The organism is Kitasatospora sp. MBT66 (genome assembly GCF_000710405.2).
GTDB classification, from domain to species: domain Bacteria; phylum Actinomycetota; class Actinomycetes; order Streptomycetales; family Streptomycetaceae; genus Kitasatospora; species Kitasatospora purpeofusca.
Map to the genome: position 1 here is coordinate 289,956 of NZ_JAIY01000020.1, position 21,090 is coordinate 311,045.

27 protein-coding genes are annotated in these 21,090 nt (G+C 71.4%); all 27 read right to left on the bottom strand.

Annotation, left to right across the window (positions count from 1 at the left end):
• Positions 1-43 precede the first annotated feature (43 nt).
• The 27 genes from BI06_RS42335 to BI06_RS42465 all read right to left on the bottom strand — a co-directional run bounded on the left by BI06_RS42335 (position 44) and on the right by BI06_RS42465 (position 21,002).
• Complete coding sequence (locus BI06_RS42335; protein ID WP_043477470.1) at positions 44-841, bottom strand: hypothetical protein; 798 nt, start codon at positions 839-841, stop codon at positions 44-46.
• Between the two features lie 72 nt (positions 842-913).
• On the bottom strand, positions 914-1,111 hold the full coding sequence (locus BI06_RS42340; protein WP_043477472.1) for a hypothetical protein: 198 nt from the start codon (positions 1,109-1,111) through the stop codon (positions 914-916).
• Entirely contained in the window at positions 1,108-1,662 is a 555-nt protein-coding gene (locus BI06_RS42345) for a hypothetical protein (protein WP_051742940.1), read from the bottom strand. Before BI06_RS42345 ends, BI06_RS42340 begins: the two co-directional genes overlap by 4 nt.
• Before the next feature lie 196 nt (positions 1,663-1,858).
• Positions 1,859-2,554, bottom strand: coding sequence for a hypothetical protein (locus tag BI06_RS42350; RefSeq protein ID WP_043477475.1), 696 nt, complete (start codon positions 2,552-2,554; stop codon positions 1,859-1,861).
• A 128-nt stretch (positions 2,555-2,682) separates the two neighbouring features.
• Entirely contained in the window at positions 2,683-3,003 is a 321-nt protein-coding gene (locus BI06_RS42355) for a hypothetical protein (protein WP_043477479.1), read from the bottom strand.
• Positions 3,004-3,008: 5 nt separating this feature from the next.
• Positions 3,009-3,245 (bottom strand): hypothetical protein, encoded by a 237-nt coding sequence (locus BI06_RS42360; protein WP_043477482.1) that lies wholly within the window; start codon positions 3,243-3,245, stop codon positions 3,009-3,011.
• Positions 3,245-5,098 carry a LysM peptidoglycan-binding domain-containing protein gene (locus BI06_RS54960; RefSeq protein ID WP_051742941.1) on the bottom strand — a complete coding sequence of 618 codons (1,854 nt, stop codon included), beginning with the start codon at positions 5,096-5,098 and terminating at the stop codon, positions 3,245-3,247. The genes BI06_RS42360 and BI06_RS54960 overlap by 1 nt, the downstream gene beginning before the upstream one ends.
• Positions 5,099-5,185: 87 nt before the next feature.
• Positions 5,186-5,707, bottom strand: a complete 522-nt coding sequence (locus tag BI06_RS42370) for a hypothetical protein (protein ID WP_043477485.1) — start codon at positions 5,705-5,707, stop codon at positions 5,186-5,188.
• Complete coding sequence (locus tag BI06_RS42375; protein WP_043477488.1) at positions 5,704-6,873, bottom strand: hypothetical protein; 1,170 nt, start codon at positions 6,871-6,873, stop codon at positions 5,704-5,706. The genes BI06_RS42370 and BI06_RS42375 overlap by 4 nt, the downstream gene beginning before the upstream one ends.
• On the bottom strand, positions 6,873-8,024 hold the full coding sequence (locus BI06_RS42380; RefSeq protein ID WP_043477491.1) for a hypothetical protein: 1,152 nt from the start codon (positions 8,022-8,024) through the stop codon (positions 6,873-6,875). The genes BI06_RS42375 and BI06_RS42380 overlap by 1 nt, the downstream gene beginning before the upstream one ends.
• 14 nt (positions 8,025-8,038) lie before the next feature.
• Complete coding sequence (locus BI06_RS42385) at positions 8,039-8,836, bottom strand: phage tail domain-containing protein (protein ID WP_051742942.1); 798 nt, start codon at positions 8,834-8,836, stop codon at positions 8,039-8,041.
• A gap of 415 nt (positions 8,837-9,251) precedes the next feature.
• Positions 9,252-11,456, bottom strand: a complete 2,205-nt coding sequence (locus BI06_RS42390; protein WP_043477494.1) for a hypothetical protein — start codon at positions 11,454-11,456, stop codon at positions 9,252-9,254.
• 11 nt (positions 11,457-11,467) lie between these two features.
• Entirely contained in the window at positions 11,468-12,010 is a 543-nt protein-coding gene (locus BI06_RS42395; RefSeq protein ID WP_051742943.1) for a hypothetical protein, read from the bottom strand.
• Positions 11,971-12,150 carry a hypothetical protein gene (locus BI06_RS50025; RefSeq protein ID WP_149030656.1) on the bottom strand — a complete coding sequence of 60 codons (180 nt, stop codon included), beginning with the start codon at positions 12,148-12,150 and terminating at the stop codon, positions 11,971-11,973. The genes BI06_RS42395 and BI06_RS50025 overlap by 40 nt, the downstream gene beginning before the upstream one ends.
• Before the next feature lie 197 nt (positions 12,151-12,347).
• Positions 12,348-12,944, bottom strand: a complete 597-nt coding sequence (locus tag BI06_RS42405) for a hypothetical protein (protein ID WP_051742944.1) — start codon at positions 12,942-12,944, stop codon at positions 12,348-12,350.
• A 19-nt stretch (positions 12,945-12,963) separates the two neighbouring features.
• The gene (locus BI06_RS42410) at positions 12,964-13,392 is read right to left on the bottom strand and encodes a hypothetical protein (protein WP_149030657.1); all 429 of its coding nucleotides are present in this window, start codon (positions 13,390-13,392) and stop codon (positions 12,964-12,966) included.
• Positions 13,389-13,676 carry a DUF5403 family protein gene (locus tag BI06_RS42415; RefSeq protein WP_043477500.1) on the bottom strand — a complete coding sequence of 96 codons (288 nt, stop codon included), beginning with the start codon at positions 13,674-13,676 and terminating at the stop codon, positions 13,389-13,391. The genes BI06_RS42410 and BI06_RS42415 overlap by 4 nt, the downstream gene beginning before the upstream one ends.
• Positions 13,669-14,040, bottom strand: a complete 372-nt coding sequence (locus tag BI06_RS42420) for a hypothetical protein (protein ID WP_043477503.1) — start codon at positions 14,038-14,040, stop codon at positions 13,669-13,671. The genes BI06_RS42415 and BI06_RS42420 overlap by 8 nt, the downstream gene beginning before the upstream one ends.
• Complete coding sequence (locus BI06_RS42425) at positions 14,037-14,465, bottom strand: hypothetical protein (RefSeq protein ID WP_051742946.1); 429 nt, start codon at positions 14,463-14,465, stop codon at positions 14,037-14,039. The genes BI06_RS42420 and BI06_RS42425 overlap by 4 nt, the downstream gene beginning before the upstream one ends.
• A 9-nt stretch (positions 14,466-14,474) precedes the next feature.
• On the bottom strand, positions 14,475-15,449 hold the full coding sequence (locus BI06_RS42430) for a P22 phage major capsid protein family protein (RefSeq protein WP_043477506.1): 975 nt from the start codon (positions 15,447-15,449) through the stop codon (positions 14,475-14,477).
• A 127-nt stretch (positions 15,450-15,576) separates the two neighbouring features.
• Positions 15,577-16,062: a hypothetical protein gene (locus BI06_RS42435; RefSeq protein ID WP_051742947.1), complete on the bottom strand. Its 486-nt coding sequence runs from the start codon at positions 16,060-16,062 to the stop codon at positions 15,577-15,579.
• An 8-nt stretch (positions 16,063-16,070) separates the two neighbouring features.
• Positions 16,071-16,931: a hypothetical protein gene (locus BI06_RS42440; protein WP_051742948.1), complete on the bottom strand. Its 861-nt coding sequence runs from the start codon at positions 16,929-16,931 to the stop codon at positions 16,071-16,073.
• Complete coding sequence (locus tag BI06_RS42445; RefSeq protein ID WP_043477509.1) at positions 16,891-18,351, bottom strand: phage portal protein; 1,461 nt, start codon at positions 18,349-18,351, stop codon at positions 16,891-16,893. The genes BI06_RS42440 and BI06_RS42445 overlap by 41 nt, the downstream gene beginning before the upstream one ends.
• Positions 18,351-20,009 carry a hypothetical protein gene (locus tag BI06_RS52010; RefSeq protein ID WP_051742949.1) on the bottom strand — a complete coding sequence of 553 codons (1,659 nt, stop codon included), beginning with the start codon at positions 20,007-20,009 and terminating at the stop codon, positions 18,351-18,353. Before BI06_RS52010 ends, BI06_RS42445 begins: the two co-directional genes overlap by 1 nt.
• Before the next feature lie 79 nt (positions 20,010-20,088).
• Positions 20,089-20,319 carry a hypothetical protein gene (locus BI06_RS42455; RefSeq protein WP_043477512.1) on the bottom strand — a complete coding sequence of 77 codons (231 nt, stop codon included), beginning with the start codon at positions 20,317-20,319 and terminating at the stop codon, positions 20,089-20,091.
• Between the two features lie 12 nt (positions 20,320-20,331).
• A complete protein-coding gene (locus BI06_RS42460) occupies positions 20,332-20,682 on the bottom strand; it encodes a hypothetical protein (protein ID WP_043477516.1) in 351 nt (116 codons plus the stop codon).
• Positions 20,679-21,002, bottom strand: coding sequence for an HNH endonuclease (locus tag BI06_RS42465; RefSeq protein WP_043477519.1), 324 nt, complete (start codon positions 21,000-21,002; stop codon positions 20,679-20,681). The genes BI06_RS42460 and BI06_RS42465 overlap by 4 nt, the downstream gene beginning before the upstream one ends.
• Between the last annotated feature and the right edge of the window lie 88 nt (positions 21,003-21,090).

Here is a 21,090-nt window from a genome sequence, read left to right on the forward strand (position 1 = left end):
CAGGGAGCCCCACAGGAGTGAGGCGCGGCGGTTAACAAGCCGGTCAGGAGGCCCGGCGGGCCGTGCCGGTCAGGTGGCCGGCCTCGTGCTTCCAGGCGACGCGGCCGATGATCCCGGCGTCCGAGGCCCGGTCCTCTGCGAAGCGCTTGCGCAGGGTCAGGAACCGGTCGAAGATCTCGCGGTCGATCTTCACCGGCCGGAACTCGGCGCGACCCGGAGTGACGTGCAGCACCGCCCCGGCGTCGACCTTCGGGAACGGCACGATCTTGCGGTCCACGGTGATCAGGTCGTCCGCGTGGGCGTAGGCCGCGAGCTGGGTCGCCACCGACAGGTACACAGACTTGCTGGTCTTGAGGTCGCCAAGGACGACCTTGCCGTTGATCCGGACGAGGAAGTCGAAGCTGCCCGCGTAGTCGTGCGAGCGCGACCAGGCCACGTCTTCCGCGTGGAGCAGCTCGGGCTGGTAGCGGTCGAGCCACGCTTCGATGTGCGGCACGTACGGCTCCACGTCATGGTGCGGGTACGGCACCTCTTCACCGCGCAGGCGCAGCTCGAAGTAGTCGTGGACCAGGCTGCCGACATCGGCGCGGACCTTGGTGTAGCGCTTGGCCGCGAACTTCAGGAAGTCCACGGCGGCCTGGCGGTCCCTGCTGGCGATGCGCTGGACCACCTCCAGGTCGGTCACCGCGGCCTCGGCCGCCATGCCGGCCGACCAGGTCTGAAGGAAGGGCTTCGCTTCCATGTTCAACACCGACGTCACCGAGGGGGCGAGGTCGTCCGTCTCCGGGTGGACGTAGTAGCGCGAACCCTTCTGGTGGATCGTGCGGACGCCTTCGGACATGGGCTCTCTTCTCTGCTTCGGGGCATGGGAAAGGCCCGCCCCGGGCGGGACGGGCCTGGATGGGTCGGGCGGTCAGGCAACGGCGAGCAGCGAGGGCAGGGTGTCCGAGTAGCCGGGCACCTCCGCCTCGACACGGGCGTTCGCCGCCTGCTCGTCGGCCTCCCGCTCGTCCGGCGTCAGCAGGTCCGGCACGAGCGTGTAGACGAAGAGCACGTTCTCAATCGCGCTCGCGGTGCGGTCGAGCGGGTCGAAACGGTCACGCAGGGTCATGCGGTGGCCTCCAGGGCTTCGCGGATGCGGGTGTGGAAGTCAGCGAGGCTGCCGGTGTTGGGGATCACCCGGTCCGCGTGTTCGGGGCCGAGCTGTTCGCTGGGGTGGTCGCCGTCCGGGGCTCCCCGGTCGATGAACCAGACCGCGAACCCGGCGGCGCGCAGCGCGCTCACCTCGTTGGCGAAGCGCACGTCCGTCACGACGACGGGCCCGCCGATCGCGGCGGCGGCGCGCAGGCACCGGCCGATCCAGAAGTCCTGGTCAACGTGTCGACGGACGCCCTCCGTCCCGAGCTGCTGCAAGAACCGGCGGGCGACGGGGAACCTGTCCTTGACCTCCTCCCAGCCGTAGCGGTCGACGGCCTCGGCCAGGTGGACCGGCACCGGGGCGTTCACGCCCAGCAGCTCGATGCCCACCATCGGGTCGATGTCGTAGGCCATCAGCTTCAGCGGGTCGGCCAGCGCGAGCCGTGCCACCCCGTACTCGGCCAGCTCGCCGGCCGCCGTGTCCTTCCCGGACCGGGCCCGGCCGATCAGGGCTATCCCGTGCATGAATCTCTCCTTGTCCACGTGGTCAGCCTGGTTGAGCAGGGCGGGTCAACAACCCGCTCGGGGCGCTGGCCGTCGGCCGGTGCGCCTCTCCGCCCCGGTTGAGGCACTGCGGTTAACACCCGTCCGGCCGGGGCCGGGAACGCGAAAAGGCCCCGCCCTCCCCGGGACGGGGAAGGCGGGGCCTGGGGTGCTGGCGTCAGCTCAGCGCGTCCTCCAGCGCGAGCAGCGCGGCACGGGTCTGCCGCAGCTCCTCGCGGAGCTGATCACGGGTCGTTGTGTCCAGGGAGGCCAGGGTCTGCGGGGTGAGCGTGTCGAGCGCCAGGCGGAAGCTGCGGACCACCTGCGGGCTGCGGGCAGGGGGGATGGCCAGGTCGTCCCCCTCAGCGAAGGCGATTCGGCTGGCGACCTGAAGCGCTCGGCGGTTCGCGGAGACGATCTCCTTCTGCGCCTGCGGGACGATCCGGTAGTGCGCGAAGATCTCATCAGAGGACGACAACCCGGGAAACCGCTTCTCCCGCTCGACGGGATCAGAGTCCAAGCTCCGCACGTAGTCGACCCGAACCTGAGACATCGCCGCGCGGATGCCCAGCAACACTGTCTCGCGCTCGGTCTTCAACTCTTTCCGCCGCTCCGTCGAATCTCCTGGAACAGGCTTGAGACCCGCAGCGTCCAGAAGATCGGACATCCACCGCTTGGCATAGTGACTGTCCCGCCGCAGGTCCGGCAGACCCTCGGAGTTCATGAAAAGGAACGCAGTCTCGAACACGACCGCCGCAAGAGGTCCGTACTCGCGGGCCCGTGCGGACAGCACCAGCGGCAGGGCCCTGTCCATCACGTCCTGGGCTCCAGGAACTTCCTGCCAGCCCGCTTTGGACGACTTCCTCGCGGCCATTAATCCCTCTCACGTCTCGTCGGGCGGAATTCGGTTCGAACAATGCCCACCCGGCATCCATTCCACCACAACCCGGTGACGCAACGAGAAAAGGCCCCGACCCGCCCGAAGGCAGGCCGGGGCCCGGTTCATCGCTTGATCTTCATGCCGTCGCTGCCGTACGCGACGGCGGTCTCGGGTGCCTCGTGCGGGCACGCGCAGCCCTCGGCGAACGCTTCGGCGCGGGCGGCCTCGGTGTTGGCCTGGTCGACGGCGTGGGTGACGACGCGCTTACCGGCGGAGTGGCCGGCGGCCATCGTGGCGGCGGTCAGCAGCAGGCCGATGACGGCCTCGTTGGTCTCGATCCCGGCGAGCTTCGGCACGACGGTGGCGAGCACGGTAAGCAGCGCGACGACGGCCGCTCGGGCCTTCACCGGGTTGTCGGTGATCCAGGTTTTCAGGTCTTCCATGGTGCTCAGCCCTTCAGGCGTATGACAACGTCGGCCAGGGCGGTGCCGCCCGCGAGGCCGGAGGCGACGACGCCGTAGCGCCAGACCTCCAAGGCGCGGACACGGTCTTCGTGGTCGCGGAGGGTCTGGTCGACGGCGTCACTGCTCTGGGCCAGCGAGCGGACGTCCTCGCGGACGCCCACCAACTGGTCGTAGATCTCCCTCGGGCCGATGACGACGCCCAGGGGCTCGTTCTCGGGCATCAGTAGCCCCCTTCGTTCCAGGCGATCGACTCGAAGCTGCCGTAGGTCGCGTTCGCGTAGCGGACTCCGGCGACGATGGAGTCCACGGGGTTGAGGATGTTGCGGTGGCCGGGCAGCGAGTAGGCGTCGAAGGTCGGCCGGATGGTCTGGAGGAGGCCGTACGTCCCGCCGTACAGCGCTTCGTTGCTGTCCCAGTGGTTTTCAGCGAGCGGGTTGCCGCCGGACTCGGCCATCGCTCGGGCCTCGATCGCCGCCGCGCTGGGAACCAGGTCGCCGTTCGCGCGCAGGATGTCCCGGGCCTGCTCGATCCACCCCGCGAGGTCGTCCGAGTAGCCGGTCACGGGGGCGGCCGGCGGCTGCTCGGCGGCGGGTGCCGGGGCGGGCTCCTCGGGCGCCTTCGCCGCAGCGGCGGGTGCAGGTGCCGGGGCGGCGGCCGGGGCCGGGGTGATGGCCTTCGGGGCCGGGCGCGCGACGGGGGCGGAGCCGTCGGGGACGGTGATGTCCTGGCCGGGGAAGATCAGGTCTGGGTTCGCCACGGTGGCCGCGTTGGCGGCGACCAGGGCCTCCAGGGTGACGCGGTAGGTCCCGGCGATGTCCCACAGGGTGTCGCCGGGCACGACGGTGTGGACCGGCGGCGCGGCGGCTCCGGCGGTGGCGGTCGGCAGGCTGATGACCTGCCCGACCTCGATCCGGTCCGGGTCGGCGAGCTGCGGGTTGGCGTTGACCACAGAGTCCAGGCCGACGCCGTAGCGGGCGGCGACGGCGGACAGGGTGTCGCCCGCCGCGACGGTGTGGGTGGAAGCAGGCGGGGCAGGGGTGGGCAGCGGGTCCGGGCTCGGGGACGGCTGCGGGATCTCGGCCGGGGCGGGTTCGGCCGGGGCCGGGCTCTCGCTCGCCTGCGGGGCCGGGGTCACCGGGGCGGCGGTCGGCGACGCGGAGGCTGCGGGCACGGTGACCTGCTCACCCTCGGTGATCCGGTCCGGATCGCTGATCTGGGGGTTCAGCGAGAGCAGCCCGGCGACCGTGGTGCCCAGCGCCACAGCGAGGCCGCCCAGGGTCATGCCCCGGCGGACGGTGATCGTGCGGGTGGCCGGCGGCTTGGGCGCGGAGGCGTCGCCGAACTCGGCGAGGAGGCGGGCGAGCTGCTTGGGGCCGGGGATGCCGTCGGCGTCGGCGTTGTCGCCGAGCTTGAGCTGCCAGGCCCGGAAGGACGAGGTGTCTGCGGTGCCCCACACCGGGCCGGGGCCCTCGGTGTAGCGGGAGCAGCCAGCGCGTACGAGGGCTCGGCCCATCGCGGTGACGTGGTCGCCGACCGCGCCGGGGCCGTAGGGCTTGCCGTCGATGGTGACGGTCTGGCCGGTCGGGGTGGTGGTGCCGGTGCCGCCAGAGCTGTAGGCGGGGCGGCCGACGCCGAGGATGCTGGAGCGGGGCCGGGTCTTGCGCACGACGCAGCCGCCGGAGCCCTGGCCCGCGCCGGAGCTGCGGGCGGTGTTGCCCTCGACGGTCTTCACCTGCTGGCCGGGGGCGGAGTCCTCCAGGACGATGCCCACGTGGTCGGCGGTCGGGCCGCCGTCCCAGGTGAAGAAGACGATGTCACCACGGCGGAACTGCTCGTCTCGGCCGTGCCACTGGCCCTTGTTGCGGAACGCCTGGACGTGGGAGGGGCAGTACGCGTACTTGCCGACGGCCGGGGCCTCGCCGCCCTTGTCGGCGCACCAGGAGACGAACATGTCGCAGTACGGCTCGTGGTTCAGCCCGTACCAGCGGCCGAACGGGGTGTCGTAGAACTTGCCGCTCGGGCTCCGGTCGCCCCGGTAGTTCTGGTCGGCCCACGTCAGGGCCTCGGTGATCACTGCTTCGCGGGAGATGGGCGGTCCTTTCAACGAGGAAGCCCCGCCCGGGAGTTCGGGCGGGGCCGCTGCGCGGGTTGCAGCTGGAGGTCAGGCGTAGCCGGGCGGGATCGGGACGGGGGTCCAGCTGCCGGCCTCGGTCGCCTGCGGGGCTTGGTTGAACGGGAGGGCGAGGGCCACGCCGGGGTCGACGGTGCCGCCTCCGGTGACGTCGGTCCGGGCCTGGAGCAGGAGGCGCTGCCACTCGCCGGGCTGGCCGCCGCCCGTCGGCAGCACCCAGTCCAACCTGACCCAGCCGTTGTTGAGTGCGCCGCCGGTGTACTGCCACTCCGCGGTGACCGCGCGGGCCCTGTCGACGTCGAAGACCCTGAGCCAGACGTTGGCGCCCTGCTTGGAGGCGATGCGGCAGTCCAGGCGGATGACGGGGTGGGCGATGCCGGCCGTCGGGATGGTGGCGGCGGCGCGCCAGGTGGTGGCGACGTCCAGGCCGGGGCGGTAGGGGGTCATGGGCAGGACCGCGCCGAGTGCGCTGGCGGTGCGCTCCATCGCGGACAGGCGGGTGCCGATGGTCTGGAACTCGTCGGCGAGGGTGGGGCGGCCGTAGACGGTCACGCGGCCACCCCCAGCTCGCCCTTCACCCAGTCGTCCACGCGCGCGAAGATCGTGACGGGGACCAGGGCGAGGGTGGTCTCCTCGCCGCTGCTGGAGACCTTGGTGGCGATCTCCTGGATGACGTACTCGGCGTCGATGCCGGGCCAGCGGGCGGTGCGGGCACGCACGCGGACCTTGTGGCCCACGCGCAGTTCGGCGGCGGAGTACTCGCCGCCCGGGTGCAGGGTGACCTCGGGGACGGTGATCGGGAACGCGCCGACCGCGACCATGCGCTCGGCCTGCGCGGTCAGGGTGTCGACCCTGACCACCGAGTTGTTGGTCTCGACGGCGGACAGGCGCGGGATGCGGCGGCCTTCCTCGGTCTCCAACTGGCCGTTGTACCACCAGCTCTTGAGCTGGCTCCAGCCTTCGCCAGCGCCGTTGACGCCGGTCTCGGTGCACATCCGGTCGCCGTCGGAGGTGACCGAGGTGACGGTGCAGTTGGTGCCGTGCTCCAGCACGATGCCGGTGTCCACTCCTCCGGCCGGGTACAGCCAGCGCATCCGGTTGCGGATCACACGGGCGTCCACGTCCCAGTCGTGGTCTATGCGGAAGTCGAAGCCCTTGATCACCGCGCCCAGCTGCTCGACGGCCTCACCGACGGACTTCCACTCGAACCACGGGTACGTGCGCTCGCGCTTCATGGTGTCCAGGTCGGGGTCGAAGGTCAGCGCGCCGGGGCCGTTGCTGCCCCAGTAGCCGGGTTGGCCGGGGGCGACGGGCGAGGGGTTGTCGGCGAACTGCTGGATCAGCTCGCGGGCGATGGTGGTCTGCTCACGCGGGACCGGCCCGGTGCTGTATCCGAGGTTGATCATGTTGCGGCGGTAGTACTCCCACAGGCCCACGCAGTCGAGCGTCATCTCCTCGGCCGCCAGGTCGACGGACCAGGTCAGCAGGGGGCCGCCCCACAGGACGCGGCTGCCGCGCTGGACGTGGGCGGTGATCCGCCACGGCGAGACGAGCGACCAGTCGAGTCCGGAGAGGGGTTCGGCGGCCAGCGGCACGGTGAACGAGGCGGCACCGGGGGCGTTGAGGATGGTGCGGTAGTTCAGGGCCGAGACGGGCAGTTCGGCGATCAGCTTGCTGCCCTTGAACTCGGACAGGATCACGCGGTAGTCGTCGCTCATCAGGCCGCCACGGTGGTGACGGCCTCGGCGTAGGACGTCCACGCCGCGACGAACTTGATGTTGTTGTTCGCGGTGTTGTCCGGGGACACGCTGGTGGAGACGTTGAGCGGGGTGCCGGCCGGGACCTTGACGGTGGCGCTTCCCCGGGCGTCGCGGGAGTCACCGGCACGGGTGTACTGCGGGCGTCCGGCGCGGCGGCGCTCGCCGTGGCCGGTGACCAGCGGGGTGATCCAGCCCTCGCCGAACTCGCCCCGGTAGGAGACCTCGAAGCTGACGGTGACCAGCCGGGGGTAGGCGACGGCGGGGGCGGTGAACTGGTGCCACCCCTCGCTGCCCCAGGCCCCGTCTGCGGCCTGGTAGGAGGCGTCCAGGCGGACGGCTCCGGGCACCACGGGGGCGGTGGTGCCGGGCCCGGTGACCTTGTGCAGCGCGGTGGAGACCGAGTCGTAGACCAGGCTGCCGGCCGGGGCTCCGGCGGCGGCCTGGACCACGCCCTGGGCCCCGGCGGTGCGCAGCTGGCGCAGCGGGGTGGTGTCGAGCTGCCCGGCCGGGACGAAGCGCACGTCCTCGATGCCGGTGATGCCGGTCTGGGCGATGGAGACGACGGCCAGGCGGATGCAGTTGGACGGCACGGGCCAGTCCTTCGCGCCGGGGGTGGACTCGGCGAGGACGGCGATCGACCAGCCCTTCGCGCCCTCCTTGGTCACCTGTGTGCCGGAGGCCGCCGGGGCCGCGTAGGGGGTGCCGTCGGCGGCGTAGGTGACGGACTGCATGTAGCGGTCCGCGGTGGTCTTCAGGTCCATCAGCAGGGGACCTGCCGGGGCGCTGTCGGGGTCGGCGAAGGCGACCACCATGTCCTGGCGGGCGGCCTCGCCGGGCTTGGGGGTGGAGCACTGGAGCTGCACGGAGGCGTCCAGGTTGGCGAAGTGGACCGCGCCCTTGTGGGACACGGCCACGTCGTCGGGCAGCCACACCGACCCGGCCGCCACGGACACGCGCGGGGTGGGGTTGTCGACCTTCTCGACCAGCAGGGCGGTGGGCCCGGACACGCCCACGTGGGCGCCCCGGGTACCGCCGATCATCGTGCGCAGGTCCAGCGCGTCGTAACGGCCCTGCTGGACGAAGAGCGGGGCACGGAGTTCAACTGCCAAGAGAGAGGGGGTCCTTACATCCAGGCGGAGCGCCACAGCACATCCGCCGTCACCCCGTCGGGGCCTTCGAGTACGTCGAGTTGGAGAGTGCTCGCCCCGGGCGGCAGGGCGAACCAGGCAGAGCCCGGATCGACCTGCCCGAAGCGGGAGGCACCGTTGAGGGTGATACGGCGGCGGGCCATGTCGACTACCAGGGCATCGCCCCGGCCGACCCGCAGCCCCCGGGTGGCGAAGCGGCTGCGCACTCCGTCGTGGACGAGGGTCAGCGACGGGTCGCGGATCTCGCCGGTGGTCGGGGTGAGCCGGATGACGGGCCAGGTGTCGACCGAGCCGGAGTTGGCGATGCCCGGGGCCAGGCGGGCGGTGGGACTGTTGCCCATGTCGAACGGGAACATCAGCGGGAAGATCGGCCTACCGCCCCGGGGGACGGCCACCGCCACGGTCGCCCGCGCCTCGTCGGCGGAGTACAGCCGGGGGTCGGTGGCGGCGAGTTCGACGGTGACGCGGCGGCGGCCCGCGTGGAAGTCGCGGTCCACGATGACAGCGCGCTTGCGCACCCGGGCCATGATCCGCGAGCGCCCGCCGGCCACCCCGGGGAACGCGAACTCCAACGGCCGCTCCACCCCGCCTGGGGCGAAGGCGGCCAGCAGCGCGGGCAGCTCCCGGTCGTCCAGGGCGAGCATGGTCAAAGTGACCGTTCGCCCGCCCATGTAGTCGGTGCCGGGGGTGAGGCCGTCGCGCTGGAGAAGTTCGGCGTCGCTGCTGCGGACCTCGGGGGCGTCGAGCAGCCCGGCCACCTCCTCCAGGACCACGGAGGAGTCCTCACCCAGCAGCAGCCCGCCCCAGGACGCCGTCCACGGCTGGCCGGTGTAGGGGTTGCGGGCGCTGGGCTGGGGGCCGGTGTCCGGGCGCTTGGGCGGCGGCAGGTCCGGCAGCGTCCGGAAGACGACCGGTTCCGACCAGGTGTCCAGGCCGGGGGCGGTGCAGTGGTAGCGGACCCGGTACTCGGTGTCCGGGGCCAGCGGCGGGTCGTCGCCCAGCGGGCCGGAGTCGCCGACGCGGGCCGTGCCCGGCCAAGCGGGGTCCTCGGCGTCGTACTGTGCCTTGCCCGTCTTGGTGTTGGTGGTTTCGACGTCCGTCCACGCGCCCGGCGTCTTCGTGAAGAAGACGCGGGCGGAGTGGGCGGTGGTGTCGCTGACGAAGGGTGGGGAGAGAGCCCCGATCTTGCTACCTCCCCGAGGTCTTCAGCTCCCACGCGATGGCCTTGCCGATCTCGTGGGGGTTGGCGTTGGTGGTGGCGTTGACGGTGATGCGCGGGCCGTAGCGCTCCCGGCCGGCGTCCTTGGAGGCGGGCTCCGGGTGGCGCAGGCCGGCAGCGGCACGCTGGCCGTAGCCGTAGGAGTCGAGCGAGCGCAGCCCGGAGGCGACCGGGCGAAGGGCCTGCTCCAGCGGGCTCGCGTACGCGGCGGCCGGCATCGCGGCGAATGCCATCGGCGCGGCCGTCAGCGAGCGCGGTGCGGCGGCCTGCGGGGCGGCCGACTTGAACGGGTTGAGCGAGGAGACGATCCCCGAGGCGATGCTGCCGACGTTGATCGACTTCATGCCGTTGATCAGCCCTTGGATCGCGCTCTTGCCCTTGTCGTAGAGCAGCGAGCCCAGGTCGCCGATCGCGCCCAGGATCTTGCCCGGCAGCCCGGCGACCAGCGAGACGACGTTGCCGATGCCGGTCGTCACCGCGCTGGCCGTACTCGACCAGGCCGAACTCACTGTGCTGACACAGGAGTTCCATGCCGACGACGTCCAGGAGGTCACGTTCCGCCAAGCGGTGGCGACAGCCGAGCCCACAGAGGAGGCCGCCGACGACACCGTGGACGTCACGGACGACCAGGACGACGAGGTCCACGACGTCACGGACGCCCAGGACGAGGATGTCCAGGAGGAAACGTTTCTCCAGGCCGTCGAGACGGCGGAGCCCACGGAGGAGGCCGCCGACGACACGGCAGAGGCCACGTTCGACCAGGCGGACGACGTCCAGGAGGTCACCGCGGACCAGGCGGAGGACGTGGCGGACGTCAGTCCGTCCCACGCTGTCTGGACGGCGTGCCAGGCGGCCACGGCCCCGGTCGCCAGCGCGTCCCAGGCTTGCATCGTGACCGAGAAGCCGATCACCAGTGCGCGGAGCCCGAGGTCAACCAGCCGCATCAGAGCGGCAGTTGCCTGCGCATTGTCCTTGAAGACGCCGAAGAACTCGCGCAGGGTGTCCGCGAACCAGCTGATGCTGGCGGCGATCTCGGGCGAGAACTGGACCGCGAGACCGGCCATCCCCTGGAGGACGGCGTCCAGCACGCCGACCAGCGGGAGCAAGATCAGCTTGAGCCGGTCGCCCCCGTTGGACAGGGTCAGGAAGAAGTCGCCGAAGGCGGCTCCGATGGCGACGAGCGCCACCGGCAGTTGCTCGGTGAACGTTCGCATCCCCGGCGAGGCCATCGCCGCAGTCAGCTTCGGGAACAGGACGTCCGTGAAGCTGGTGATCGACGCCACCATGGGGCGTACGAACTGTGCCCCGGCGTCGAAGAACGCCTTGATCGCGGGCTCGGCCTGCTTGAACCAGGCCGTGACGTCCTTGACCGCGCCGCCGAACTCGTTGCGGATCGCGGCAGTTGCAGGTTTCAGCGCCTCGCTGGCGGCCTGCATCGCCTCCTCGGCCTTCTTGCCGAGGGCCTTCATGTCGCCCGCCGCCGCGATGGCCGCGAGGCCGATCGGCAGCACCGGCAGCGCCGCCAGCGCGATGACGGCGACCAGCCCGGAGGCGACCACCGTCACCCATGCAGCGATGGCGGTGACCGCCACCAGCAGCGGCACCGCCGCAGCGGCGGACTGGGCGAGACCCCCCGCGATGCCCAGGGCGCCCTGGGCGGCCGAGCTGATGCCCGAGCCGATGCCCTGGAGGGCGGAAGCCGTCTGCTCGATCGAGAGCGTGAACAGGCGGCCGAAGTTGCGGGCGACGTCCGCTGCCCCCGACCCCAGGCTCGACAGGCCGGACTTGACCCGCTCGAAGCCGCCCCGGGCGAGGTGGACGTTGATCCCCAGCCGCCAGCGGCGGCCGGTGAACGCCCGGACCCGCGCCTCGGCCGGGCCGGTGTCGGCGTCGACGTCGGCCCGGATGCGGACCGTTCGCTCACGGGTGAGCGCGGCGATCCGGGCGGCGGCCTCGCCGGTGTCGGCGAAGACGTTGACCCGGGTGGTGCGGTCCTGGGTCAGCTCCCGCAGCCGGGCGTTGACGCCCGTGGTGTCAAGGTCCAGTTTGACCTTGAGCTTGGTGTACTTCTCCAGCATCTCCAAGTACTGCTTGAGGCGTTGGCGGAAGTCCGAGGTGTCGGGCAGGACGCGTACGTGGACGCGCCCGGCCTCTTTGCCGCCGGGGCCGGCCATCGGCTCACCTCCTACGTGAGCCGGACCGGCGCGGGCCGCTCAGGCGCGGCGGAGCGCGCGAGGACGGCCGCCGGAAGGCGGAACGTTTCTGCAAGGGGGGCTGATGCCTCGGCGACGGCCGGGCCCCCGCCGTCGCCGACCTCGCCCCGCAGGGCGGCGGCGAACGGGTTGCTGGTGCCGGTCGGCCGACCGGTGCGCTTGGCGTACGGGCGCGGATACGGCTTCGGCCGCTCCACCGTGCGCGGGTTCTTCGACGCCTTGGCGACCTGAACGTGGGTGAGCGCCTGGACGGCGTCCACCAGGTCCGCCAGGACGTACGCCTTGGCGTCCCATCCCAGGGCCTCACGGCCACCGCGGACTGCGGCCATCGTCGCGGAGTCGTCGGGGAGCGTCCCGATCAGGGCGAGGACGTAGCGGGCGGAGTGCCGTCCCCGGACCCAGTCCAGGACGTCCACCCCGCAGTAGCGGCGCAGGTCTGCGGTGATCTGCGCGCCGTGCTCGTCCAGCAGCCTGATCAGGCTTCGGCTTCCCCCGGGGCGGCCTGCTCCATCCACGCCTCGACCACGGTCATGGTCTGCTCCAGCGGCAGCGCGTCCACGGACTCGCGCATCGCCTTCTTGTCGGAGGCGACCGCGACCAGCAGCGCGGACATGGAGGCGATCCGGTTCTCGTTGCTGACCTTCTTGGACTGCACGACGTCCAGCAGAGCGAGCGCGGTCTTCAGGTCACCGCCGGGCAGGGCCTCGATCCGGCGCAGGCGGACCTTCGTGCCGTTCTTGGCGACGAACTTCAGGCCCTTGCCGGTGTGCTTGCGCTCGGCCTCGGCGGCGAGGTCGGCGAAGTCCAGGGTGGTGCTCAGGGTGGATCTCTCCTAGCTGGGGGTGGGGTGGATCAGGCTGCGGGCTGGAGGCCGACGGCCAGGTCGAACACGGGGGTGACGGAGCCGAGCGGCGTCGACTGGTTGAGGGCCACGACGGTGGCCTTCACCGGCATCTCGCCGAGCGCGGCCGGGTCCATGGTCACCGAGTCCGCGCCGATGATCGACGTCTTCGGGTAGTGCCAGGCCACGCACTTCGTGCCGTCCACCGCCGCGACCATCAGCGCACGGTTCTGCGCGGCGGGGCTCGTCGGGATGGAGAACAGGCCCTTGCTGTCCAGCCCCTTGTCGGTGCCGTAATACAGCTTGTAGGACTCCGCGGTGAAGTCGGACAGATTGATCGTCACCGCGTAGGTCTTGCCGGGGTCGGTGGTCTTCAGGCTCTTGTTCTGCCAGCTCCCCAGTACCTCGGGCTCGTCGCCATCCACCGACATCTCGATGCCGTTGTCCAGGCTGGTGTTGCCGATGCTCTTCCAGTTCAGCCCGGTCGGGCCCCACTTGGTCGAGTCCTTCGGGTCGAAGCCCTTGCTCAGGTCCGGCAGCGCGGTGCCCGGCGGGGCGACGTAGATGTACCCGGTACCCGGTACCAGGACAGAGGGCTCGTCAGCCAAGCTGAATCCGTTCCGGCCCTCATCGGGGCCTTGTAGCGATCATGTAGTTGCCCGAGAACCGGTAGAAGCCGGTCTGGGCCTCGGTCATCGGGTCGGTGGTGGCGAACGGGCCGGTGGCTTCGCGGAACCGGCTGAGGTAGCCGTCCGCGTTGCCCCACTGCTCGAAGGTCAGGCGGACCAGGCCCGCGCGGGCGCGGCGGGCCAGCAGGGAGGCGTCCGCCCGGGTGGTCGCGTAGGTCTGGACGACGAACATGCCCTCGTCCACGTACCGCTTGTCCTTCATCACGCCGCCGACCCTGCGGGTGATCACCAGACCGCCGGTCCTGCCCAGCGCGAGCTGCCAGTCGGTGGGCAGGTAGACCGCGCAGCGGTGCTCCGGGAGCACGGTGCGCAGGGCTTCCAGGACGATGCGCTCGGAGTCGGGCATCAGGTACGGCTCGCGGGTCACCACAGGGCGGCCTCCATCGCGTGGATGCCGTCCACCGGCCGCCCGGCGCGCTCGTTCCAGCCGCCCCAGTTCTTGTGGGCGGCCAGCGGGTCCAGGTTGACGATGGCGTAGCCCTTGGCGTGCCGCTTCACCTTGATCCCTGCGATGAACTCGCCGGTGTCGATGTGCAGGCTGGCCTTCGCCACGACCCGGGCGGCGCGCTCCTCGGCCTCCAGCTTGAGGGCGCCCATGACGCCGGGAAGGCCCGCGACCACGGTGTCCAGGTCGGGGCGGAGTTCAGGCACTCTGGCCGCCCCCTTCCACGATCACGGTGACGAAGCGCATCCGGTCGGAAGCGCCGTGGTGGGAGCGGGGTGCGTCGACCACGGCCCAGTGCGTGCCGGGGTCGCCGTCGTCCTCGAAGACGACGGTCGACCACTTGTCGACCACCACGCCGGGCGGGAAGACGAGCTTGCGGCGCACGGGCGGGGACCAGCCGACCTGAGCGCCGACCGGGGCCCGCCAGCCTGCGGCGTCGCCGACCGGGGCGACCCACGCCGAGTAGGTGCTGCTCGGCCCGGGTGCCGGCCGACGGTCGCCGTAGCCGTCATCGACGTAGCGGACGGTGTGGACGGTCACCCGGGTACGGCCGCGTTCCAGCAGGCTCATGCGGTACCCCAGGAGTCTTCGGGGTCCGGGAACGGGTAGCCGGTGCGCATTCCGCGCGAGGCGACCTCGCGGCGGGCCTGCACGGAGCGCAGCCCACCGCGGCCTGCCGTCCGCTCGATCAGCGCCTGCTCGCCCCGGGTGAGGGCCAGGCCGACCGGGGAGCCGTCCGACATGCGGTAGCTCACCTCTCCGGCCTGCTCCTGCACGTACCCCTCGGGGTTGCGGAAGCGGCGGTCCGCCACGGCCAGGGCCAGGGAACGGATCACCGGAGGGTGCCGCTGCGGGGTCCAGGCCCGGTGGCCGGTGGCGGCGATCATCCAGAACGCGTCCTCCAGCGCGGCGTTCGCCCGCTCCCAGTCCGGCGTACCGGGCTCGGGGGCGGGCCTGCCCAGGCGCTTGAAGAGGTCGGCGACGTCGAGCGCCACGAGGGCCCCTTACTTCGCGGGGACGGCGGTCGGCTCGCCGGTGAAGGTGACCTTGACGCCACGCACCTTGACGATGTTGGCGGGCTTCGACCAGTCGGTCTCACCCTTCTTCAGGTCGGTGACCAGGGTCGTGCCCCAGTACGAGGACAGGAAACTGCGCTCCATGGCCGCACCGGAGTTGTAGTCCTTGATCCACCGCAGGGAGAAGCCGTCCGCGTCCTGCCGGCCGCCCTTCGCGGACTCCGGGACGGACGGCGCTCCGGAGACGAGCTGGATCGCCGAGCGGTGGAAGGCGTACACGCCCATCGGGCTGAGCTTGTCGTTGGTGGACTCCACGAGGGTGAAGCCGTGGATGCGGCCGATGGTCGACTCCCGCAGCGCAGCGCCGCCGTTGGCGGACTCGTTGGCCTTCAGGATGTTCGGGTCGTTGAGCAGGTAGAACGCGGCCTCGGAGCCGAGCACGGCGGTGCGGCCCTCGGCGGGGATGTTCTCCTTGTTGAGCTGGACGCGCAGGCGCGCGAGGCTCTTGCGGATCATCTGGCCGGCCGCCTCGTCGGACGGGGCCTTGGCCAGGTCGACGGGGATCTTCGCGGCGGTGGCGACCTCGGGGAACTCGGTCATCGCGGTGGCGACCTTGTTCTCCAGCCGCTCGGTGATGGAGTCGACCTGCGGCACCATGACCTGCTCGCCGAAGCTGAGGAGGTCGAGCGAGAGTTCGGCGTCGGACAGGTCGACCGCCGAGTAGGCGTGGGTGTCGATCTTGACCGGCATCAGACCCTCGTTCAGGTTCTCCGACTGAATCCAGGTGGAGGTGTCGTTGAACTTGCGCTTGGCGTCGATCGCCTCCTCCGCGCCCTTCAGGCGGGCGGGGCGGCGGACGTTGATGACCTGGCCGGTGGCGTTGACGAACTCGGACGCGGCGCGGCGGTCGAACATCCCCGCCAGGACCACGGAGTCCTTCAGGTTGGCCAGGGCCTGGCCCACGAGCTTGTCGGGGTTCTGGAAAGCGTTGGCACGGTTCGGGTTTACAGAAATGGCGCTGTTCCTCGGGAAGACGGAAGGCCGCCCCGGGACGGGACGGCCTCATGCGGTGCGGTCGGGGAAGGGCAGGTCAGATGCCGTAACGGCGCTGGCGCAGCTTCTCGGCCAGGCCCTTGTACGGGTCGGGCTCGGAGTGCGGGGTCAGCCCGCCCGCGCCCAGCAGCGGCTTCGGCGCGGCGACGGTGGCCAGGGCCTCGGCGTGCTTGCGCACCGCGGCCTCGTCACCGCCCTGCACCAGGGCGGCGAGGACCGGCGGCAGCGCGTACTCGGCGGCGATGCGGTCCCGAAGGGCCTGCTCCTGGAGCTGGGCGACCTGCGCGCGCAGCTCGTCCGCCTCGACACCGGCCTCGGTGGAGCGCTCGCGGGTGGTCTCCAGGTCGGCGTTCAGCCGCTCGTACAGCGCCTTGTAGTCCGGTTCGACCGGAGCGGGGGCGGCCGGGCTCTCCTCGCCCTGCGGGGCCGGGGCCTCGGGCTTCGGCTCGACGGCCGGCGGGGTGGCCGGGTTCACCACTCCGCCGGGGATCGCCTCGGCCGGGGTCGGGGTCTGCTCGGACAAGCTCTCTCCTAGGTCTTGGTGGTCGTGCTGTAGTAGGTGCGCCAGTCGGCCAGCGACCCGCCCCCGAAGTCCCGCCACATCCGGGAGTACTTCCCGTTCTCGGCGGGGAGCTGGTAGCGGCGGGAGAAGATCGGGACGGCCTGGCAGTGGCAGTGGGGGTGTGCGCCGAAGGCGGCTGTGCGCTTGGACTTGTAGACCGCGCCCCGGCCGGCCATGAGCGCGCAGAAGTAGCAGGGGCTCGCGTCGGTGGCGCGGTAGTAACCGATCGCCCCCGGGTCGTCCTGGAGGGCGGCGTGGATCGCGTCCCGGCCGCCGTCCTGGACGAGCATCCCGCCCGCCCCGGAGCTGCCGGTCTTCAGCGACTCGGCGAACTCCTTCTCCCAGGCGATCAGCGCGGGGTCGTCCAGCGCCGTCGAACCCTCCCGGTCCGGGCGCTCGCGCTCGTGCTTCTCGACGCGGGCGGTGACCTCGGTGCGGAACGCCTCCTCGACCCGCCGGGCCTCGCGCGCCAGGTCGGCGGCGGGGAAGGGGTCGCGGGTGTCCACGGGCAGAGGTGTTGACGGGCCGGAGCCGGTCCGCTTGCCCGTGGCACGGTTGAAGTCGGCCCACAGGGAGCCGAGCGAGGCACCCGGGCGGTAGCCGGGGCCGCCGATCACGCGGCCGGTCTCCAGCGCGCGCACCAGCCGGTAGAAGGCGATCGACAGCGTGTAGGAGGCCGCCGCGGATTCGCGGATCGCCGCGACGTAGGCGGCCTCCAGCTCGGTCAGCGACCCGGCGACCTCGCGGGCCTCGACGGCGGCCAGGGCCTCGGCCCACCGGGCGGAGAACTCACCGGCCAGCGCTTCCTGCGCGAGCTGGTACGCGGCCACTGCCCGCAGGATCTCGGCGGTTCTCGGAGTCCACGCCACGGTTCGCCGCCTCCTTCTGCTGCTTCAGGGCCTCGGCCTCGGCCTGCTCCGCCTTGCGGGCGGCTTCCTCTGCGGCCTTCACCGCCTCGTCGATGTCGGCCTGGCTGAAGCCGGGCACCTTGCGCAGCGCGACCGACAACGGGACGCCCTGCTGCATGAGCTTGACCATCGCGTCGGCGGCCTGGGCCAGGCTGCGGGTTGCCTTCTCGGCCCACTCGACCTGGCTCTCGTCCTGCTCGGTCCCGCCCCGGCCGGCCGCGACGGCGCACAGCCGGAACACGGACTCCCACGACTCGCCCAGCGAGTCCTGGAGCGTACTCAAGAACCTCTTGAAGCTCGTCTCGGCGGCGGCCAAGGCGTCTGCCGAGAGGTTCACCAGGTTCGACCCGGCGAGGTAGTGCGGCGGTACGTCGGCCAGGCCCATGATCTCTTCGACGGTCTGACGGCGGGAGGCCAACAGGTCGCCGGTCGGCATGGCGGGGAGCTGTCCGAACCGGGCGTCGGAGTTGGGCGCCATCAGCAGCGTGGACGGGTCCAGCGAGGGGACGTCGTACACCGGCTCGCCGGTCTCCGGGTCGCGCACCGGGTCACCCGTCTCCGGGTCCAGGCGCTCGGAGGGAGCCAGGCCGGTGGCGAAGCGGATCGCGTGCGCGCCCCAGTGCTCGTTGAGCAGCAGGGACAGCGTCTGCTGGTTGAGGCGGTCCTGCGAGGTGATCAGCGGCTCGACCAGGCCCCGGGTGCGGCCCCGAAGGTCCACGGCCGGGGAGAACCGCACCACCGGGCACACGCCCATGCCGTGCGGTTCGACGGTGAGCACCGCGGAGTCGGGTTCGGCGTCCAGGTCGACGGTGTACTTCGCCACGTCGTCCCACAGGAAGCCGACGGTGCGGTCCTCGTCCGGCTGCTGCTCGGGCACGTGCAGCGCGTACACCGGGAACTCGTCCCACGCCGGATCGGCGTAGACGGCCACCGTGCTGATCGAGTCGTACGCCCGGATCGCGGGCTCGCGGCGGCCCTTGCGCGGGTCGGGGGTGACCACGACATACGCGGCCCCCGAGGTGAGCGCGGCGCGGTGCACGGCGTTCTGCCGCTCGTCCAGCCGGGCCTTCTGCCAGAACGCCCACTCGTTCGCGTTCTCGCCGCTGCCCGGCTTGCGGAAGCCCTGCACGCGCAGGGCGTTCAGCGGGGCCTCCACCGCCAGGCTGCTGACGTTCACGATGGACCGCTTCACCAGGTCCTTGAACTCGCTGTTGGCCTTGGCCGGCATCCACGGGGCGCGATGGGCGCCCCGTGCGTAGCGGTCGACCAGGTTGAGCCGGTCGTAATCGCGGTCGATCAGCGACTTGGCGTGCCGGGCACGCTTGACGACAGGGAGGGACATCAGAACCCTCCTCGGGTCTGTAGCGTTCCGGGCTGCTTCGGGGGCTTGAGCTTGCCGCTCTCGGTGAGACGGCGATGGGCGATCCAGGCCAGCACCATCGCGGCGTACAGGTCGACCTTCAGCTTCGACTCGCGGGACTCCTTGCCGAAGCTGAAGCCGTACTGGTTGGGGCGCTTGCGGGCGTTCATGGTGTGGCGGGTCAGCGAGTAGTCGCGCACGTGCGGCAGGGCCACCGTCTCGATCGCGCCGACGAGCGCCATGTGCTCGGTCGTGATCTCGCGCTGGTTGGCGCGCATGTCGAAGCCGACCGTGGACTTCCCGGACGCCTTGATCAGCAGGTGCTTGCCGTACTTCTCCGACCAGTCGGCGACGTAGGACTCCCACCCGGCGACGTCGGCGAAGAAGCCGACCACCGTGTACTTCTGGAAGACGTGGCCGACCATGTCGTTGACCTCCTGGCCGTCCACTTCCCAGGTCTTGCCAGCCGGGCCGTCGGGCTTCTCCCACAGCGCCAGCTTCTGGACCAGCTTGTCCCGAACGCGCATGGCCAGAAGCCCTGTTGAGTCGTCGGTCTTGCCGCCGTCGAAGGCGAGCACGATCCGCTCGCCGGGCTTGATGCCGTCGGCCGGCTCGACCGTGGCCAGGTCCCAGGTGTCGCGGTCCACCAGCGCGTCATCGTGAGAACTGAGCTGGTTGAGGTACTTGCGGCGGGACTCGTCCTCCGAGGTGGACGCGGACCAGATGTCGCGCATCACGCGGTCGGGGTTGATCCACACCGAGTCACCCCGGGCGCACAGGATCGCGGCCCGGAGCTGCTGCTCGTCAGCGAGGTCGACCCCGGGCGGGGCCTCCACCGAGTCGTAGTAGATACCGGCGTCGCGGTTCACCCCGTCGCGCTGCTTCTCGAAGGCGTACCAGGTGCCTTCGGCGACCGACTCTTCGCCGATCACCGGAGCGTTGGTAATCTCCATCGTTCGCCCACCAACTTTGGTGGCGTTGGGGCGAATTGTGGCTGCTAGGCGGGGGCCCTGCGTGGCCTCCACCCAGTGCCACGTTTCGTTGAGCAGTGACATCGACGGTCGCCCGCCTTCCGCAGCGCGGAAGCTGGACGCCTTCGCCTCCAGGCGGCACTGGCGGCCGTCGGTGTCCGTCTGCGAGGCGTAGCAGACCTCTTGGCCGAGCTTGATCGCGTACCGGTCGATGGCGGCCTGGCTGAAGATCGTGGAGAACGCCGACATGGTGTTGACGTTCTGCGCGGCGGCCACCGCGAAGATCTGCACCCAGCTCTCGGCCGGCGGACCGGCGATCGGCGAGCCGTCGGCGCGGAACCCGGTCAGGCGGCACGGGCCGACGAACTCCATCGCGCAGATTGAGGCGAACATCGGGTCCTTGCCCCAGCCCTTGAGGCGGCGCACGGTACCGGATTCGTAGCGGAAGCCGCGGCCCCAGGTCTCGGGATCGTTGGGGTCCTCTGGTACGGCGTCGTCGCGCAGCTCGTACCAGCGCGCCAGGATGCGGACCTGCTCCGGGGTGTACTTCCAGTCCGGGCGGAACGCGCGAGCGCTCCAGCGCAGCAGCTCGCCCGCGAGAGTGCGGTGCGGGTGCGGGGTGTCGTCCGCGATCGTGCGGACCGGCTCGTAGGCGAGGGGACGGTTCATGGGTCACTCCCCCTCGAAAGGCTCGGCGGGCCGCTTCCGGCTTGGGGGGACAGGCTGTCCCCCCAAAGCTCTCCGCGCCCTACGGCTGGGCCGCCTCCCGCTGGGCGCGCTCTTCCAGCAGCCGGGCAGCTCCCTCGGAGACGTGCTCACCAGCCGCGAAGGGCGAAGTCATGTCGTGGGCCCACAGCTCGCGGGCGACGGCGTGCGGGACCTCGGAGTCCAAGCACGCCTCGTAGTAGACGATCGTCCGCGCGATGCGCAGGGACTCGTCCGAGGGGCCTGCGGCCCGTGCTGCCTTGCGGCGTGCCACGGCGGGCTCCTCTCAAACTCGGTTTCCCCAGCGGGCGCCCACGGCGTCGCGGGCGTTGTGGCCTCGGCGGTTGCCCTCGCCCTCACCGCGGATCTTGGCGAGGTGGCCGGCGGCCTGGGTTCGGCTGAGCTGGGCCTGCGCGATGCCGGGGTGGAGAACCATCATTCCGGCCCGGTTCCCGCCGGGGATCATCTGGCCTTCGCGGCGAACCACGGCGTCGAGCTGGGCGGCGCGCGCGAGCATCGGCGCGGCCACGTCGATCAGCGCGAGGTCGGTCGGCTCAAGGTCCAACTCGGTCTCGTACAGCTCGACCAGCGCGGCGCGGATCTTGGCCGCGTCCTTCTCGGTCGGGTCGACGTTCAACGGACCTCCCCGGGGTGCGTACGGCGGTTTCGGATGGGCTGCCAGCGGTCCGCGGTGGCCCGTCGGCGGGCTCGGCCGGCGTCGGCAGAGTCCTTACGGAGGACGTGCCAGTCGCACAGCGCGCGCAGGTTGGCCGACGCGTCGGGGCCGCCTTCGGAGGCGGGGACGATGTGGTCGCAGTGGCGCGCGGGCTCGCCGCACAGCTCGCCGGTGTCGTACCGGACGTGCTGGCAGCGCCAGGCGTCGCGGTTCATCACCGCGCGGCGAAGGCGGGTCCAGTGCGGGGGAAGCGGGGTTGTCCGGCGCGAACTCGCGGCCACGGCAGCCTCCTTGAAGCGCAGGGCCCCGCCAGGTGCTCGACCACGACCGGGGAGAGAGGGCCAGTCGGGGAGCGGTGCCCTGGCGGGG